Below are 15,528 nucleotides of genomic sequence, written 5' to 3'. Positions count from 1 at the left end.
CAGGGTGTCCGTGTGGAGCACGTTCAGCCGTTCGCGCGGTGCCGGTGGATGAGTGAGACCGCCATCGCTCCCTCCCCGACGCCGGACGCCACACGTTTGACCGAGTTGGCCCGGATGTCGCCGGCCGCGAACACGCCGGGGACACTCGTCTCCAGCAGGTACGGCTCACGCGCCAACGGCCAGGACGGCGGGAGTTTCCCGCTCCGGATCAGGTCGGATCCGGTGAGGACGAAACCGTGATCGTCACACTCCACCATGCCCCCGAGCCAGGCCGACCGCGGCCGGGCCCCGATGAAGGTGAACACGAACTCGGCGGGCTCCTCGAAGGTGGCGCCGGTGGCGTCGTCGACGAGGACGAGGCGTTCCAGGTTCTCATCGCCTTCGAGGCCGACGACCCGCGTACGCACCCGGACCTCGATGTTGGGAATCCGCTCGATCTCGTCGACCAGGTACTGGGACATGCTCGTCTGCAACGACTCACCCCGCACCAGCAAGGTGACCTTGGCGGCGTACTTGGAGAAGTGGATCGCGCCCTGACCGGCGGAGTTGGCCGCGCCGATGATGAACACGTGCTGGGAGACGCAGGAAGCGCTCTCCGTCGTCGCCGCGCCGTAGTAGAGACCGGCTCCCTCGAAACGCTCGGCCCCGGGGACGTCGAGCCGGTTGTAGGAGACCCCCATGGCCAGCAGGACGGTCCCGGCGCTGATCTCGGCGCCGTCGCCGAGTCCGATGATCTTCACGGGGTCCTCCCGGCGCAGGCCGACGACCTCCACCGGATAGAGCAGCTCGGCCCCGAACCGGGTGGCCTGGGTCACGGCGCGGCGGGTGAGGTCCGCGCCGGACAGGCCCGCGGGAAAACCGAGATAGTTCTCGATGAGGCTGGACGTCCCCGCCTGTCCTCCCGGCACGCCCGCGTCCAGGATCAGCGTCGAAAGTCCTTCCGACGCGCCGTACACACCGGCGGCGAGTCCCGCCGGGCCGGCGCCGATGATGACGGTGTCGTAGTGCGGCCGGGAGGCGGTGGTCACCAGGCCCAGCTGGTCGGCGAGCTGGCTGTTGCTCGGCGCGGACAGCACCGCGCCGTCGGGGAAGAAGGCCAGGGGGAGGGCGGGGTGAGGGGCGGGGTGCGACTCCACCAGCCGCCGCGCCTCCGGATCCCTCTCGACGTTCAGGAACTGGAACGGCTGTCCGTTGCGGGTGAGGAAGTCGCGGACGGCATGGGTCTGAGGGGAGACGAGATGGCCCACGATGCGGATGCCGCGATACTGGGGACGGTAGGCGGCCGTCCAGTCCGAGAGCAGATCGTCGAGGATGGGGAAGAGCCGTTCGTCGGGCGGGTCCCACGGCTTCATGAGGTAGTAGTCGAGCCGGACCCGGTTGATCGCCGTGATCGCGGCGTCGGTCTCCGCGTATGCGGTGAGCAGCACACGCTTGGCGTCGGGGTAACGACTCACCGCTTCGAGCAGGAAATCCACCCCGGTCATGTCCGGCATGCGCTGGTCGGCGAGGAAGAGCGCCGGGTCCTGGCCACGCTGTTCGAGAGCGTCGAGAATCTCCAGAGCGTCTTTCGCCGAGGATGCGCCCAGGATCCGGTAATCGCTTGAGTACGCGACTCTCAGGTCCTGGCGGACGGCGCGGAGAACCTGTGGATCGTCGTCCACCGCGAGGATCACAGGTTTGGGCGGGGAGGCTGAGCTCATCGTGGCTCCTGCTCGGGAAGGGAGATTTACGCAGGTGCCAGCGCTACCTGGTCCACGTAACACCAGGCCCACTCCTCACCCGGTTCGAGGGAGGAGACCACGGGATGCCCGGCGCTCCGGTAGTGCTTCGTCGCATGCCGGTTCTTGGAGGAATCGCAGCAGCCGACATGGCCGCACGTCAGGCACAACCGCAGGTGGACCCAGAGATCACCGATTGCGAGACAGTCTTCGCAGCCGTTCGCGCTAGGGGTCACCCGCTGGATCTGGTCGAGGTGTGTGCATTCGCTCACGAGGAACCTTTCCGCGCGAAACTAAGGGCGGACAATAGTCTAGGACGAGGCGGCGGCCTCCGCCGAGCGGACCTGACAGAGTCTGTCGGATAAAAAACCCGCGGATAATCGGATTAATTTCGGCGTACGTATCGGCGTACGTATTCACGTATTAGTGCCGCCAGGATACTGCATGGCAGCATCCTGGCCCCCTGCTGTTCTGGTGATGCATATTCAAACGGTGGAAACTCGCTGAGAACTGGCCGGGCGGGCGTCCGGGATCGGCTCCAAATGGAGGAACCATGGCCGATGCTGAGGATGCTCAGCGGCTCCGCTCCCTTTTGACCTCCATCGAGCTCTTCGCCGGGGTCACGGAGGAGCAATATGAATGGCTCGCCACGGCGGCCCGGCGGAGAAGGCTGGCCGATGGCGAGGTGCTGTTCCGCGACGGTGACCCGGCGACCGAGTTCTACGTGCTGCTCGACGGTGAGCTCGTGGTCACCAAGGTGGAGGACGGGCGCGAGGAGATCCTGACCCGTCACACGACGCGCTCGAAGCCGGACGGCGGACAGGACGGCAAGCCGACGGCGGCCCACGGGTTCACCGGTGAGCTGCCCCTGCTGACCGACGGAGGCTATGTCGCCACCGTCACCGCGGTCGGCGAGACGACCGTGCTGGTCTACCCCAAGCCGGTCTTCTTCGAGATGCTCGTCCGCTGTCCGAGCGTGGCGCGGGTCCTGCTGCCGGTCCTCGCCTGGCGCATCAAGGCCTCCGAGCTTCAGGCGCGCAACCGGGCGACGGTGATGGCGCTGGGCACGCTCGCGGCGGGCCTGGCCCACGAGCTGAACAACCCGGCGGCCGCCGTGGCGCGCGCCGCCCAGGAACTGCGGCCCGCGGTGGCGCGGCTCACGGACACCGCGTCGGCCTGGGGGCGCATCGCCACGGACGAGGAACGGGACGCCCTGGCGCGGACCGCGGACGACGCCCTGGACACTCCCGCCCCCACCGAGACCGACCCCGTCACGCTGGCGGACATCGAGGACGAGATCGCGGACTGGGCCGACGAGCAGGGGGCCGCGCGGGCCGCCCGCCTGGCGTCGGCACTCGCCGATCTCGGCCTCTCACAGGAGTGGCTGGCCCGGCGGACGGCCGGCCTGCACTCCGGCGCCGTTCCGGTCGCACTCGACCATCTGGCGGCGCTGCTGGAGGTCCGGGGACTGGTGAACGAACTGCAGATCGCCGCCCCGCGAATCTCCGCGCTGATCGCCGCCACTCGCGACTACGCGAACCTGGACCGCGCCCCCGAACAGCGCTTCTCGGTGACGGACGGCCTGGAGGCCACCTTGACGGTCCTGCGGTCCAAGCTCTCAGAGGTGCGCGTCGTGCGGGAGTACGACGCGGAGATCCCCGAGATCCTGGGATATCCGACGGAGCTCAACCAGGTCTGGACGAACCTCATCGACAACGCCGTCGACGCGATGGACGGCCGGGGAACGCTCACCCTGCGGACATCCCTTGAGGGAAACTGCCTGACGGTGGAGATAGGCGACAGCGGGAGCGGGATCCCGGCCGACTCCCTCTCCCGGATCTTCGAACCCTTCTACACGACCAAGGACGTCGGCAAGGGAACCGGTCTCGGCCTGCACCTCTCCTACCGCATCGTGACCCAGCGCCACAACGGGTCGATCACCGTCCGGTCCGTTCCCGGAGACACCCGCATGCTGGTGCGGATCCCCGTGGAGGGCAGCCGCGGCACCCTGTGCGCCTCCTGACCGCTCTTCCTCCGGGAGCACCGGTCCGGCGCGGTCCCCGGTACGGCGTCGCGACCCCGTAGCGGAGGGCGTTCACGCGTGCTCGCGCGGAGCCGCGGGCGGGAGCAGAGCCGCGATCGCGGCGGTGAGCACGGGCAGTCCGGCGGACAGAGCGATGATCGTCCACCACGGGGTGTCGAAGGGGGCCCGTTCGATCGGCTCCCAGTCGGCCGAAGCGGTCATGGGCCATGCCAGCATCCGGCCGGCGACGGACCCGGCGACCGCGCCCGTCACGGTTCCGCAGGCGGTGCCCAGCCCCGTCCGGCACGCGGCGAACAACCGCATGGTCGCGGTCGAGCCGCCGCCGACCCGCCGGAGCACCCGCCGTGACCGCGCGCCGACGGCTGCCGGCGCGGTCGCGGCCAGCGCACCGCAGGAGGCGAAGGCGATCAACGTTCCGACGAGGCCCAGCCAGCGGTCCGAGGGCTGGAATCCCCGCTCGACGTAGGTGGTCGCGCTGTCACCCAGGCGGCGGTCGAGCCGCTCCTGCTCGGCCGCCGAGACCCGGTGGACGGAGGGATCGATGATCATCTTCTCCGGGGCCAGCTGGAAGCCGAGGTCCCGCACGACCTTCGCGGGGACGAAGATCTTATTCACGCGAGGGTCACCGGGCCTGACGGTGATCGCGGGGACGGTCTTGCCGGACAGGGCGGTATCACCGCCGGCCGGGGGGAGGCCGCCACCAGGCGCGTCATAGTGGATCCGCACCCGGTCGACTTCGGCATCGGCGGTGGTGACGACCACGGCCGTGTTCTCGTCGTAGGGCGTCGACGCGTCTGCCGTGAGGTAGTGGAGCAGCGCCCGGTCGCCGATGAGGTAGGACGGATCGACACTCTCGGTCTCCGACGGTCCCACGTTCCCGATGCCCAGGCTGAAGTGCCCGTGCTCGCGCGGACGATAGCTCTGCGCGATGGGCACCCCGGGCAACTCGTGCCGGACGGCCGTGCGTGCGGCCGCCGCCCCGTCATCGGTGAAGACCTCCACGATCAGGGCGCCGGGTCTGCCTTGCGGGTGGTACTGCGCCCTCTGCTGTGCCGTCTCGGCGACCTCGGTGATCGTTATCGTGACGGCGAGGGCGGTCGCGATCATCGTCAGCGCGATCGCGGGGGCCGTACGGGAACGGTCGTCGGCCAGGTCCCGGGAGGCCAGCCGGAACGGGAGCGGTAGCCGTGCGGCGTGCCGCGGGAGGAATCCGAGCAGCCACGGGACGAACGGGCCCAGGCCGAGAAGGAACAATGCCCCGCTGAACATGGCCGCCCAGAAGGTCATGGCCAATCCGAAGTCGTCATAGTGGACGTCTTCATGGGTGGACCACGCGATGAGCGCCGTCACCGCGATACCGATCGCACTCAGGGTCGTTCCCCGAATCAGATGGATCGGGCGCACGCGCGTGTGGCGGCCGTGGGGGGCCGACCGCCCCGCGAAAGCGGCAGAGCAGAACGCCAATGCCACTGGAGGGCCGAAAATTATCGCAAGTACAAAATCCACCTCAGGCATGGAGGAGATGGTATGAGGAATCGGTTGGCGGAGTTAGGGGAAAGCGGTCCGTTTATGTGAACATGCCGCATTTCCATGCTTGAGATATTCGATCCCGGCCGACGTCGGGGACCGGCCGGCGCCTGCGGCACCGGGCCTGCCTCCTGCCGGGTCGTGGTGGTCAAGGGCGGCCGGAAGTCCGTCACCGGATGGCGGCCGGCCGGGAGGCGGATCCCCTGGGGGTGTGTGCGGACGAAGGGGCGTTGACGCGTGCCCGCCTGTCTTCTATGGTTCATTGCATGAGTAATGAACCGACGGAGTAGGTGTGATGTTCGACGACCGGAGCCCGATCTACCGGCAGATCGCCGACCGCATCAAGGCCGACGTGCTGAGCGGAGCGTTGCAGGGCGACGAGCAGGTCATGTCGACCAACCAGTACGCCGCGTTCTACCGGATCAACCCGGCCACGGCGGCCAAGGCGTTCCAGCAGCTGGTCGACGAAGGGGTTCTCTACAAGAAACGAGGGATCGGGATGTTCGTCAGTCCGGCCGCCCGGGACGAGTTGCGGGCGCAGCGCCGGGAGCGCTTCTTCGCCGACGTGGTCGACCCGATGGTGGCCGAGGCGAAGGCGATCGGGATCCCGCTGGGCGACATCGTCAAGCGCATCGACGAGCTGGAGAGGAACGCATGAACATCGAGGTCAGCGGCTTGCGGGTGAACTACGGTGACGTCCGGGCCATCGACGACATGACCTTCTCGCTCGACGGCGGCAAGATCTACGGACTGCTCGGCCGGAACGGGTCCGGCAAGACCACCCTGATGTCGGTGCTGGCCGGTTTCCGCAGGGAGTCCGGCGGCACGGTCCGGGTCGGCGGGCACCCGGTGTTCGAGAACGCGGCGATCACCCGGGAGATCTGCCTGATCAGGGACGCGGGCGAGACGATCGACATCGACAAGGTCGAGGACGCCCTCTACTTCGCCGAGTGGCTGCGCCCCCACTGGGACGCCGCCTACGCCGGCGAGCTGCTGGACCGGTTCGGCCTGCGGCGGAACATGAAGGTGAAGGAGATGTCGAAGGGACAGCGCTCGGCGCTGGGCGTGGTGGTCGGGCTGGCCGGCCGGTCACAGCTGACCATGTTCGACGAGTCCTACCTGGGCATGGACGCGCCCTCCCGCTACGCCTTCTACGACGCGCTGCTCGCCGACTTCATGGAGCACCCGCGCACGATCATCCTCTCCACCCACCTGATCGAGGAGTACAGCTCGCTGTTCGAGGAGGTCGTGATCATCGACCGGGGCAGGCTGGTCCTGCACGAGGAGAGCCAGACACTGCTGTCGCGCGGCACCTCCGTCACCGGTCCCGCCGGTCAGGTGGAGGCGTTCACCGCCGGGCTCACCGTGCTGGGCGCCAAGCGGCTCGGCCCGACCGCCTCGGCGATGGTCTACGGCGACCTCGACGAGGCCCAGCGCAGGAAGGCCCGCGAGGCCGGGCTCGAACTCGGCCCGATCGCCATGCAGGACCTGTTCGTCCACCTCACCGAAGGCTCCGGGGACGCCGCGCCCGCCGTACCGGCCGCGGACGCCTCCGCGAACCCGTTTGGAGACGCCCGATGAGATTCCCCAGCCGTCTGCTCGCCGCCCAGATCTACTTCGCCGGGATCCTCTGGGCGGCCTTCTACGCGGTCACGACGCTGATCACGATCTGTATCGCGATCTTCGGAACGCTCGACAGGAGCGTGTGGGAGGGCGCGACGCAGGTGCCCCGCTGGTTCGCGCTGTTCGTCGGCGTCGCCCTGGTCCGGGAGTTCCTCCCGCTCTACATCGCGCACGGACAGACCCGCAGGCAGTTCGGCGCGCAGGCGGCGGTGACCGTCGCGTTGTACGCGCCCGTCCTGTCCGCCCTGCTCGTGGTGGGCTACCTGCTGGAGACGCTCCTGTACAGCGTGGCCGGCTGGACGCAGGAACTGGCCAGGCCGCACCTGTTCGCCTCGCCGACCCAGGTGCCGCTGGTCTTCACCGAGTACCTCGTCGAGTTCCTCGTCTGGATCGTCGCCGGGACCTTCATGGGGGCGGCCTTCTACCGCTGGCAGGGCGGCGGGCTGCTGTCGATCCCGTTCGGCATCGGGCTGGTCGTGCTGGGCGAGGCCGCCATCGGCGCGGATCTCAGGCTGCCCTTCATCTCCATGCCTCTGGGCGTCGTCTCCACGCCGACCGTCCTGACGGCCCTGGCGACCGGCCTGGGCTGTTTCCTGCTCGGCCTGGCGATGACCTGGCCGATCATCCGCGACGTCCCGCTCCGCAACAGGCTCACCTGACGCGCGACGGGCCCGCCCGGGAAATCCGCGACACGCTCCGCTGAGAGGAGACCGCCGTGCCGGTCCTGGACGTCATCGGATTGCGCAAGAGCTACAAGGACGGGCTCGCCGAGTAGCCGCCGGACCGCTCAGATGAGCCGCACTGCTTGCACGACGCACTGCTTGCGCGAGCCGTACTACTCAAGCGATACGCGGCCTTTCCTTGGATAAGACCGTTTTCGGGCTACGGTGAGGCGGGGGGCGATATGAGGCTGTTCATCTGCGCGGCGGCGCTGGCCACCGCATCGGTCGCGGCCACCGGATGCGGGGTCACGACCGGGAAACCGGTGGCCCAGGCGCCCGCCGGGCCGGCGGGGGGCACGGTCCAGGCGGGACCGTCCGGGGAGAGCACGATCCGCGCCGGCCGGACCGAGTCGGATCCAGCCGGTACGGCGCGGGCGGAGGAGGCGAACCCGGCCGGTACGGCGCGGGCGGGGGAGACCCCAGCCGAAACCCCGGTCGAGGTGAGCCCGGCGCAGCACCGCATCCTGCTCGACCAGTGCCGGTACGCCGACACCCCGGCGCTGCGCGAGCGGTGCCGCTCGGCGGCCGAGAACGACTACCGGACGGGGGAGGAGAACCCCTCGCTGGACTGCCGGACCTACTCCGGGGTCAGCGTGTGCGGCGTCCTCCCGCTCAGCGAGCGGGAACGGAAGTGCGCCGAGACCGCGGCGGCGGGCGGCCTGCCGTCCCGCCGCGCCGAGGTCGAGTGCTACGTGTCCCCCTGATCTCCCGATGACGGGGATTCCCCGATCGCCCCATGCTTCCCAGGGCTTCCGGGGACGGCGGTCCCGCGGCGGAAACTCGATGGACGGGGCGGTCGCGGCGGTGCGATAGTCCCGGCGTGACCGCAACCGCAGACCTCCCCGCCCCCGTCCCGCTGGCCGACGGCCTCGTCCTGCGACAGGCGCGGCCTTCGGAGCTGGACCAGATCGGCACGCTTCTCGCCGAACGCGGTGAACCCGCCGACGCCCTCGACCACCGGCTGGTCGTCACCGATCCCGACGCCGGCTGGCCCGCCTGCGCCGTGGTCGTCGACGGCGACCGGGTCGTCTCCACCGCGACGCTCCTCGACGAGGAAGTACGCCTCGGCGACATCCGCCTGCCCGCCGGTCAGGTCGAGCTGGTCGCCACCGACCGTGAATACGAGGGACGCGGACTCGTCCGGGCGCTCATGCGATGGGCCCACGAGCGCTCCGCCGCCCGCGGCCACGTCATCCAGGCGATGATCGGGATCCCGTACTTCTACCGGCTGTTCGGCTACGAGTACGCCATCGACATACCGCCGGCGCTGACCGTGCGCACCCCGCCGCCCGGCGAGGGGACACCCGCGCTCCGCGCCGCGCTGCCCTCCGACATCCCCGCCATGGCGGCCCTGCAGGACACGGCCCAGAACCTGTTCGACGTGGCCATGCCGCACTCGGCGGCGTGCTGGCGGTGGTTGCTGGCCCACGAGGCGAGCACCCTGTGGGTCCTCGAAGACGCCGGCGCCGTCGTCGCCACCGGCCGCACCACGCCCCCCGACGACGGCGAGATCCTGCTGGCCGAGGCAGCCGCGCGCGACGAGGCGGCGGCGCGGGAACTGCTCCGCGGCGTCGCGGCCCTGGTGCCCGGCGGCCGGGTGAACGTCGTCCACCGGGCCGGCACCGTGACCGCCACCGCCTGGCGGGACTTCCTCGACTACGAACCGCGCGCGCAGGCCGAGCAGTACTACGTCCGCATCCCGGACGTCGCGGCGCTTCTCGACCGGCTGCGGCCGCTGCTGTGGCGGCGCCTCACCGCGGCCGGGATCGACCGCACCGGCCGTGACATCGTCATCTCCACCTTCGGCGCCCACTACCGCATCCCGGTCCGCGCCGACGGTCTCGGCGAGGTCGTCACCGGCGGGGCCATGCAGGGGCCCGGAGCCGTGGGAGGCGCCGGAGTGGCCCCCGACTACCTGCCCGCCCTGCTGTTCGGCCCGCGCGGGATCGAGGGACTGGGCCGGATCCGGCCCGACGTCTACACCGGGGAGAAGGAGCTGTTCCAGGCGCTCTTCCCGCCGCTCACCGCCGACGTGCTCAGCTACTACCTGCCGTTCTGACCGTCCCACGGGACGCCGGCGTGATCTACAGGCCGAGTGAGGGCGGGAAGGAGACGGGGCCGCCGGGGGTGCGGACGGTCACCTCGCCGCTCTCCTCGGAGACGGTGATCTCCGGATCCGCGGTCCCGGGGACGATCAGGGTCAGTACGGCCCGCGCCGCCGGGGAGAGCACCGTCACCGCCTCCGCCGTCCTGAGGTAGCCGGGCGAGACCACACCGGGCCGTACGGCCTGGCCGCCGAGCGGGCGGCACGACGGCACCGCGAGCTGGACCAGCGCCACCCGCCAGTCCCCGTCGGCCAGCACCACCCGCCCGTCGCCCCGGGAGGCCACGGTGAGCGCCGGGTCGAAGTGCCACAGGCTGCGCAGCGCCGATCCGGCCGGGACCGTGTCCAGCACGGCCATCAGGTCGGCGCCGTGGCTGACCAGCACCGAGCGGGTGCGGCTCACGCCGTAGGCGTCGTCGGTGAGCCGGAAGGACTGCCGGACCGGGGTGACGGACGAGCCCGTCAGGCGCGTGGCCGTACCCTCCCGGAAGGCCGCGCCCACCACGACGGGGACGTTGTGCGCCTCGGGGGACGAGGTCCACTTCTGGTACGGCGTGCGCTCGTAGGAGTGGAAGCCCGCCTCCACCAGGATGTCCCGGCCCTGGGCGTGGTAGGTGACGCCCAGGTGGTCCTCGTGGCCGTGGAGCCTGCGCCCGGGGCCGAACCTGATCGAGTAGTGGGCCGCGCCCGGGTCGTCCCAGGCGGTCCTGCCGAACACGTAACCGCCGTCGAAGATCCTGACCGTGGACTCCTCCCGTGCGAAGCCCTCCGGGCGCATGCCCGCCGGGCTGTCGCCGATCGGCACCAGGCGGCCGTCGGGCTGGACGGCGTGGCTGACGTAGGTCTCCAGCGACCGGCGCCGGGCGGCGAGACCCGGGGGGACCTCGGCCCCGCACCGCTCGATCGCCTCCATCGCCACGCCCAGCCGCCGGTGCACGTAGACGCCGTACCGGGGGGCCTGCTCGTGCAGCACGCCCTGCGCGTCGATGGCGATCTCCGCCGAGGCGGTCATCCGCCGGAGCGCCAGGTCCCGCCACTCGCGGTGGCCGAGACGGGCGCCGGCCAGCAGCAGCGCGATGTCCTGGTCCAGGCCGTGGTTGTGACCCTGCCGGTAGAGCGCGGGGTCGGCCAGGATCCCGCCGTGCGTGACCAGGCTGTCCCGGAGCCAGCGGGCCGTCACGTGCGCGCTGAGGCAGACCAGCGCCGGCGTGCGCAGCGCGACCGGATGCTCGGCCCAGGCCCAGGGGCTGACACCGCTCCCGCCGCGGGGGTTCTCCCGCACCCAGTCCTCGGCGATCGCGGTGGCACGGTCGAGATACCGCCGCTCCCCCGAGCGCTCGTACTCCACGACCAGCCGCCCCATCCAGCGCAGCGCGTGCAGGTTCAGCGCCCAGGAGCGGTTGCGGTGCGGGTCGAGGCGCCAGTCGATGCCCGCGGTGCCCAGGTCGACGGGAGGCAGGCCGGCGAACGTGACCCGGCCCCGCATGACCTCGGGCACCTTGATCGCGGGGAAGTGCCCGGCCACGCAGACGGCCGGGCCGTCACCGGTCATCCGGGCCGGTACGGCGGGGCGGCGCGGCGCCAGGCCGAGCGAGGACACGATGTTTCTAAGCAAGCGCTTGCTCCAATCCAGGGCATGGACGACCCCCACGCGCCTGTGAACCGGATGAAAAGAAGGGAGGAACGGGCCGCGGCCGGCTTACCGGGGAAGCCCCGGTGGACTTACCGGAGAAGCCCCGGTGGGGACGGCTCGTCGTCCGTCCAGCCCGCCTTGAGGACCACCTCGACCTGCTCGCCCTTGACCCCCGGCAGGCCGGTGGTGGTCGAGGAGAGCACCTGGGAACTGCCGGGATCGATGATCAACGTCCGCTGGACGGTGACCTGCTCCGTGGAGGACGTGGTGAAGGACGTCGTGAAGGAGAACGCGGCGCCCCTGCGGCCTCGCTCGTCCGTGGCCTCGCCCAGGTAGCGCACGTTCGGCAGCTCCGCGAGGGCCCGGTAGGCGGCGGCCCGCACGGCCGGTGGCGACGGCTTGCTCCACAACAGGCCGCTGAGCGCGTCGGCCACGACGCCGTCGTCCGGTTCCGGGGAACCGCCGGGGGTGTTCTCCGCCGTCCCGCCGGTCGGCCCGGGAGCGTCCTGCGCCGTCCCGCCGGTGGGTCCGGCGGTGGACGTCAGTGTGGTCTCCCCGCCTCCGATCCCGGCCTCCCGTACGGCTGCGCCCACCCACTCCCGCAGCGCGGCGGGATCGGCGGGGAGCCCCCGGATCTGCTCCGTGGTCATCTCCCGGCCGGCCATGCTGAACGGCACCTTGCCCGTGGCCTCCCTGAGCCGGCCCTTCTCGGGAGAGGTGGACAGCACGCGTCCCCGGCTCGACCACTCGGCGGGGGAGCCGTCACGCCGCCAGGCGGCCTCGTCGGCCGCACTCGCCGGGTGCGTCCCCAGCGTCCGGGAACCGGACCAGACCCTGCCGTCCCTGGCGACCCACTGCTCGGTGAGCCGCGACTCCACCACCCAGTAGCGGTTCTGGCCCCGCCCGAGCCGCTCCGGATGCGTCTGCCGGTAGAGCTTCCTGACCCGCCAGTAGGAACCCGGCACCGCGGGCTCCGCCGCGGCCGTGCTCGCCGCCGCGAGCAGGATCGACCGCCCGGAGAGCGTCGTGGACGCCGCCTCCGGTCCGCCCGGCTGCCCGGACGCCCCCGGGGCCCGCCCGGCCGTGCCCGGGTCCTGGCCGAGCCCGATCACACCCGGGACCGCGATCACCGTGGCGGCCGCCGCGGCGGCGAGACCCGCGAGGGCCGCCGTCCACGGCAACCTCCGGCGCCGCCGCCGGGACCCGCTCTCCAGCCGCCTCCGGACCCTGGCGGCCAGGAACGGATCGGCCTGCGGCTCGCCGTACAGCTCCCGGATCGCCTGCAGCTCATCCACGGCCGGCCTCCTCGGGATCGAGCATGGGGTTGACGCCGCCCAGCGCGGCGCGCAGCTTCTTCCTGGCCCGGCTCAGCCGGGATCCGACGGTCCCGTACGGGATGTCCAGGGCGGTGGAGATCTCCTCGTGGCTCAACCCGGCCAGGGCGACGAGCAGCACCACGTCCCGGTCCCGCCGGTCCAGCCCGGCCAGCGCCGCCGCCAGCTCCGGGCGCAGGCTCTCCGCGCTGACCCGTACGGCGACGCGCTCCTCGTGCCCGGGGGCGTCGGCCTCCGGGCCGTACCGCCCGAGCGCACGCAGCGTGCGCACCTCCAGGCGGCGGTGCTTGCCGACGAGGTTGGTGGCGATGCCGTACAGCCACGCCCGCACGGTGGCGCGGGACGGGTCGTAACGCGACCGCTTGCGGAACGCGGTGAGGAACGTCTCGGCGACGACGTCCTCGGCGTGGTCGACGCCGAGCCGCTGGGCGACGTAGCGGTGGATCTCCCCGAAGTACGCGTCGAAGACCGCGCCGAACGACTCGGGGTCGTCGAGCGGCAGCCGGACGCCGCGGGTCTCCGGCTCCGAGAGGGACGACCGGGCATCAGGGGCCTCCGTCACGCCCGGCGGAGTGTCCTCCGCCGGGCACGCGGCCCAGGACATCGCGGTCACGATGCTCTCCCCGTCATGTGCAACCTCTCGCGAGCGGATCAGCGGTCATCCTGTATCACCCGATGCGGTGATCCGCTTTCACGGTGCTGAGAGAGGTTATGTCCCGGACGGCACGCGGAAGACCGGGAGGGCGGGGACGGCCGGGAGGGTCAGACGCGGGTCGCGACGGCGATCCGGTACTCCCAGTCGCTGACCAGGGTCCCGTCCGTGACGCGGTTCGACTTGGCGGCGATGGCGACCAGGTCGTCGCGGAAGGCCCGCCGACCGGCGTCGTCGAGCCGCTCGGCGGCCTTGAGCGTCGGGCCGTAGTGGGTGAGGAAGAAGTCGGCGAAGTGCTCCGGCGAGGAGAAACGCTGGGTCACCGCGGCGGTGATGAACGTCAGGGCGGAGACGCCATCGCCGAACAGCTCGCGTATCGTGCCCTCCTCTCCCCAGCGGGTCGGCGGCAGGGCCGCCGGCGGCGGGGGCGCGTGGTTGCTCACCGTCCTGAGCAGCTCGCCGATGAAGCCCGCCGGCGTCCAGCTCGCCACGCCCACGCGCCCGCCGGGCCGGCAGACCCGGATGAGCTCGTTGGCCGCCCGCTGGTGGTCGGCGGTGAACATGACCCCGATCGAGGAGAGGACGTAGTCGAACGACGCGTCCGCGAACGGCAGGTTCTCCGCGTCCGCCTCACGGAAGTCGACGGGGAGGTCCTCGGCCTCGGCGCGGCGGGCCGCCCGGTCGAGGAGGGCGGGCACGTAGTCGACGCCGGTCACCGTACAGAAGCGACGCGCCGCGGCGAGCGCGACGTGGCCGGTGCCGGTCGCCACGTCGAGGACGGCCGAGCCCGCCCGCAGGTCGGCCGCGTCGCACAGCACGTCCGCCATGGGGACGGTGAGCCAGGCGATCTTGCTGTAGTCGCCGCTGGCCCAGGTCTTCTGCTGCCGGGACTTGAGTTCCTGAAGTTCGGCTGTGTTACTCATGGTGAACACTTCCTTCCAAACAGGAACCAGTCTAGGGAGACCGGAGATCGAAGTCTGCCGGGCGGGGGTGCGAGGTGGCCGGAGAGCACGGACGACGCGGGCGGGCGGCCACGGACGGCGGACTGCGCGGGCGGGCGGTCAGAGGTCGCGGACGACGCGGGCGGGCGTTCCCACGGCGACCACCCCGGCCGGGATGCCCCTGGTGACGACGGCACCGGCGCCGATGACGCTGTCGTCACCGATGGTGACCCCGGCGAGCACGATGGCGCCGCCGCCCAGCCAGACGTTGTCGCCGATGGTGATCGGCGCGGCGGCCTCCAGCTTGGCGCGCCGCCGCTCGGGATCGAGCGGGTGGGTGGGGGTGAGCAACTGCACGTTCGGGCCGATCTGCACGTCGGCGCCGATGGTGATGGGGGCGACGTCGAGGGCGGTCAGGCCGTAGTTGGCGAACGTTCCCGGGCCGACGGTGATGAAGGAGCCGTAGTCGACGTAGAGCGGCGGCCGGATGTGGACGTCCGGGGCGACCGAACCGAGCAGCTCCTCCAGAACGGCGCGGGCCGCCCCGTAGTCGGTCACGTAGAGCTCGCCGTACCGGTGGGCCAGGATGCCGGCGCGCTTGAGGGCGGCCTCGAGTTCGGGGTCGTCGGCGATGTAGAGGTCACCGGCGAGCATCCGCTCGCGGTTGGTACGCGGGTCCCCGGCGAAGAAGTCGGTCATGCGTACGGATGTGCGCACAATGGGACCCGGTCACACTGAGGGGCGGAGTTTTCTTGGAATCCCGTGACCGCGATCGGCCGGCGGGAGCGAGGCCGGGAGATCACCGCACGACCGTGAGGCCGGCGTCGAGGTGATGTGGGAACGACTCGACCGCCTGCTCGACGTTGGCCGGCGCCCCTGCGCCGGCATCCAGGCCGACGGCCCGCGATGCCGGTCAGGACGGGCTGGGCCTTACGGCACCCTGGCCACCACGCCGAGGACGCCGGGCTTGCCGAGGTCGTACTCGGCGTCACCGTCGAACTCCGGGCGCCAGGACTGGACCGGGACGATGCCGGGGTCGAGCACCTCCAGGCCGTCGGTGTAGGCGGCCAGGTGGGCGGGCGTGCGGAGAGCGGGAGCACCGGCGGAGGTGGAGGTGTAGACCCCCTTGGCCTCGGCGACGGTCTCCTCCTGGAGGGTCCCCGCGTAGCCGTGGGAGATCACCAGGTAGCTGCCGGGGGCCAGTTTCTCGCGGACGGCGGTGACGATGGC

Annotated in this window: 15 protein-coding genes; 6 read left to right on the top strand and 9 right to left on the bottom strand. The window is 71.3% G+C overall.

Annotation, left to right across the window (positions count from 1 at the left end):
- Window positions 1-23: 23 nt before the first annotated feature.
- Window positions 24-1,700 (bottom strand): FAD-dependent oxidoreductase, encoded by a 1,677-nt coding sequence (locus IEZ08_RS29450; RefSeq protein WP_068926255.1) that lies wholly within the window; start codon window positions 1,698-1,700, stop codon window positions 24-26.
- A gap of 26 nt (window positions 1,701-1,726) precedes the next feature.
- Window positions 1,727-1,954, bottom strand: coding sequence for a UBP-type zinc finger domain-containing protein (locus tag IEZ08_RS29445; protein WP_229803646.1), 228 nt, complete (start codon window positions 1,952-1,954; stop codon window positions 1,727-1,729).
- 317 nt (window positions 1,955-2,271) lie between these two features.
- On the opposite strand from IEZ08_RS29445, the gene IEZ08_RS29440 reads away from it, so the two are divergent.
- Complete coding sequence (locus IEZ08_RS29440) at window positions 2,272-3,741, top strand: ATP-binding protein (RefSeq protein WP_068926253.1); 1,470 nt, start codon at window positions 2,272-2,274, stop codon at window positions 3,739-3,741.
- A 72-nt stretch (window positions 3,742-3,813) separates the two neighbouring features.
- On the opposite strand, the gene IEZ08_RS29435 is transcribed toward IEZ08_RS29440, so the two are convergent.
- Entirely contained in the window at window positions 3,814-5,112 is a 1,299-nt protein-coding gene (locus IEZ08_RS29435) for a hypothetical protein (RefSeq protein ID WP_189243410.1), read from the bottom strand.
- A gap of 472 nt (window positions 5,113-5,584) precedes the next feature.
- Between IEZ08_RS29435 and IEZ08_RS29430 the strand changes: the two genes are divergently transcribed.
- The 5 genes from IEZ08_RS29430 (at window position 5,585) to IEZ08_RS29410 (ending at window position 9,693) form a co-directional block, all read left to right on the top strand.
- Window positions 5,585-5,947 (top strand): GntR family transcriptional regulator, encoded by a 363-nt coding sequence (locus IEZ08_RS29430; protein WP_068926248.1) that lies wholly within the window; start codon window positions 5,585-5,587, stop codon window positions 5,945-5,947.
- Window positions 5,944-6,870, top strand: coding sequence for an ATP-binding cassette domain-containing protein (locus tag IEZ08_RS29425; protein ID WP_068926246.1), 927 nt, complete (start codon window positions 5,944-5,946; stop codon window positions 6,868-6,870). The genes IEZ08_RS29430 and IEZ08_RS29425 overlap by 4 nt, the downstream gene beginning before the upstream one ends.
- Window positions 6,867-7,571: a hypothetical protein gene (locus IEZ08_RS29420; protein ID WP_068926244.1), complete on the top strand. Its 705-nt coding sequence runs from the start codon at window positions 6,867-6,869 to the stop codon at window positions 7,569-7,571. The genes IEZ08_RS29425 and IEZ08_RS29420 overlap by 4 nt, the downstream gene beginning before the upstream one ends.
- 245 nt (window positions 7,572-7,816) lie before the next feature.
- Window positions 7,817-8,338, top strand: coding sequence for a hypothetical protein (locus IEZ08_RS39880; protein ID WP_229803634.1), 522 nt, complete (start codon window positions 7,817-7,819; stop codon window positions 8,336-8,338).
- 116 nt (window positions 8,339-8,454) lie between these two features.
- On the top strand, window positions 8,455-9,693 hold the full coding sequence (locus tag IEZ08_RS29410) for a GNAT family N-acetyltransferase (protein ID WP_068926242.1): 1,239 nt from the start codon (window positions 8,455-8,457) through the stop codon (window positions 9,691-9,693).
- Between the two features lie 25 nt (window positions 9,694-9,718).
- Here IEZ08_RS29410 and IEZ08_RS29405 read toward each other — a convergent pair whose 3' ends face one another.
- The 6 genes from IEZ08_RS29405 to IEZ08_RS29380 form a co-directional block, all read right to left on the bottom strand.
- The gene (locus IEZ08_RS29405; protein WP_229803633.1) at window positions 9,719-11,353 is read right to left on the bottom strand and encodes a heparinase II/III domain-containing protein; all 1,635 of its coding nucleotides are present in this window, start codon (window positions 11,351-11,353) and stop codon (window positions 9,719-9,721) included.
- Between the two features lie 107 nt (window positions 11,354-11,460).
- Window positions 11,461-12,666 carry a CU044_5270 family protein gene (locus IEZ08_RS29400; RefSeq protein ID WP_068926238.1) on the bottom strand — a complete coding sequence of 402 codons (1,206 nt, stop codon included), beginning with the start codon at window positions 12,664-12,666 and terminating at the stop codon, window positions 11,461-11,463.
- Window positions 12,659-13,321, bottom strand: a complete 663-nt coding sequence (locus tag IEZ08_RS29395) for an RNA polymerase sigma factor (protein ID WP_229803644.1) — start codon at window positions 13,319-13,321, stop codon at window positions 12,659-12,661. Before IEZ08_RS29395 ends, IEZ08_RS29400 begins: the two co-directional genes overlap by 8 nt.
- Before the next feature lie 146 nt (window positions 13,322-13,467).
- Entirely contained in the window at window positions 13,468-14,280 is an 813-nt protein-coding gene (locus IEZ08_RS29390) for a class I SAM-dependent methyltransferase (RefSeq protein ID WP_068929104.1), read from the bottom strand.
- A 138-nt stretch (window positions 14,281-14,418) separates the two neighbouring features.
- Entirely contained in the window at window positions 14,419-14,997 is a 579-nt protein-coding gene (locus IEZ08_RS29385) for a sugar O-acetyltransferase (protein WP_068926236.1), read from the bottom strand.
- Window positions 14,998-15,228: 231 nt separating this feature from the next.
- Window positions 15,229-15,528: SAM-dependent methyltransferase (locus tag IEZ08_RS29380; protein ID WP_189243409.1), on the bottom strand; the 300-nt coding region annotated here is incomplete at its 5' end.

The sequence above is a fragment of the Planobispora rosea genome (assembly GCF_014648175.1).
GTDB classification, from domain to species: Bacteria; Actinomycetota; Actinomycetes; order Streptosporangiales; family Streptosporangiaceae; genus Planobispora; species Planobispora rosea.
The sequence above is the reverse complement of the archived record's forward strand: the minus strand, read 5'-3'. Positions and strand labels throughout refer to the sequence as shown.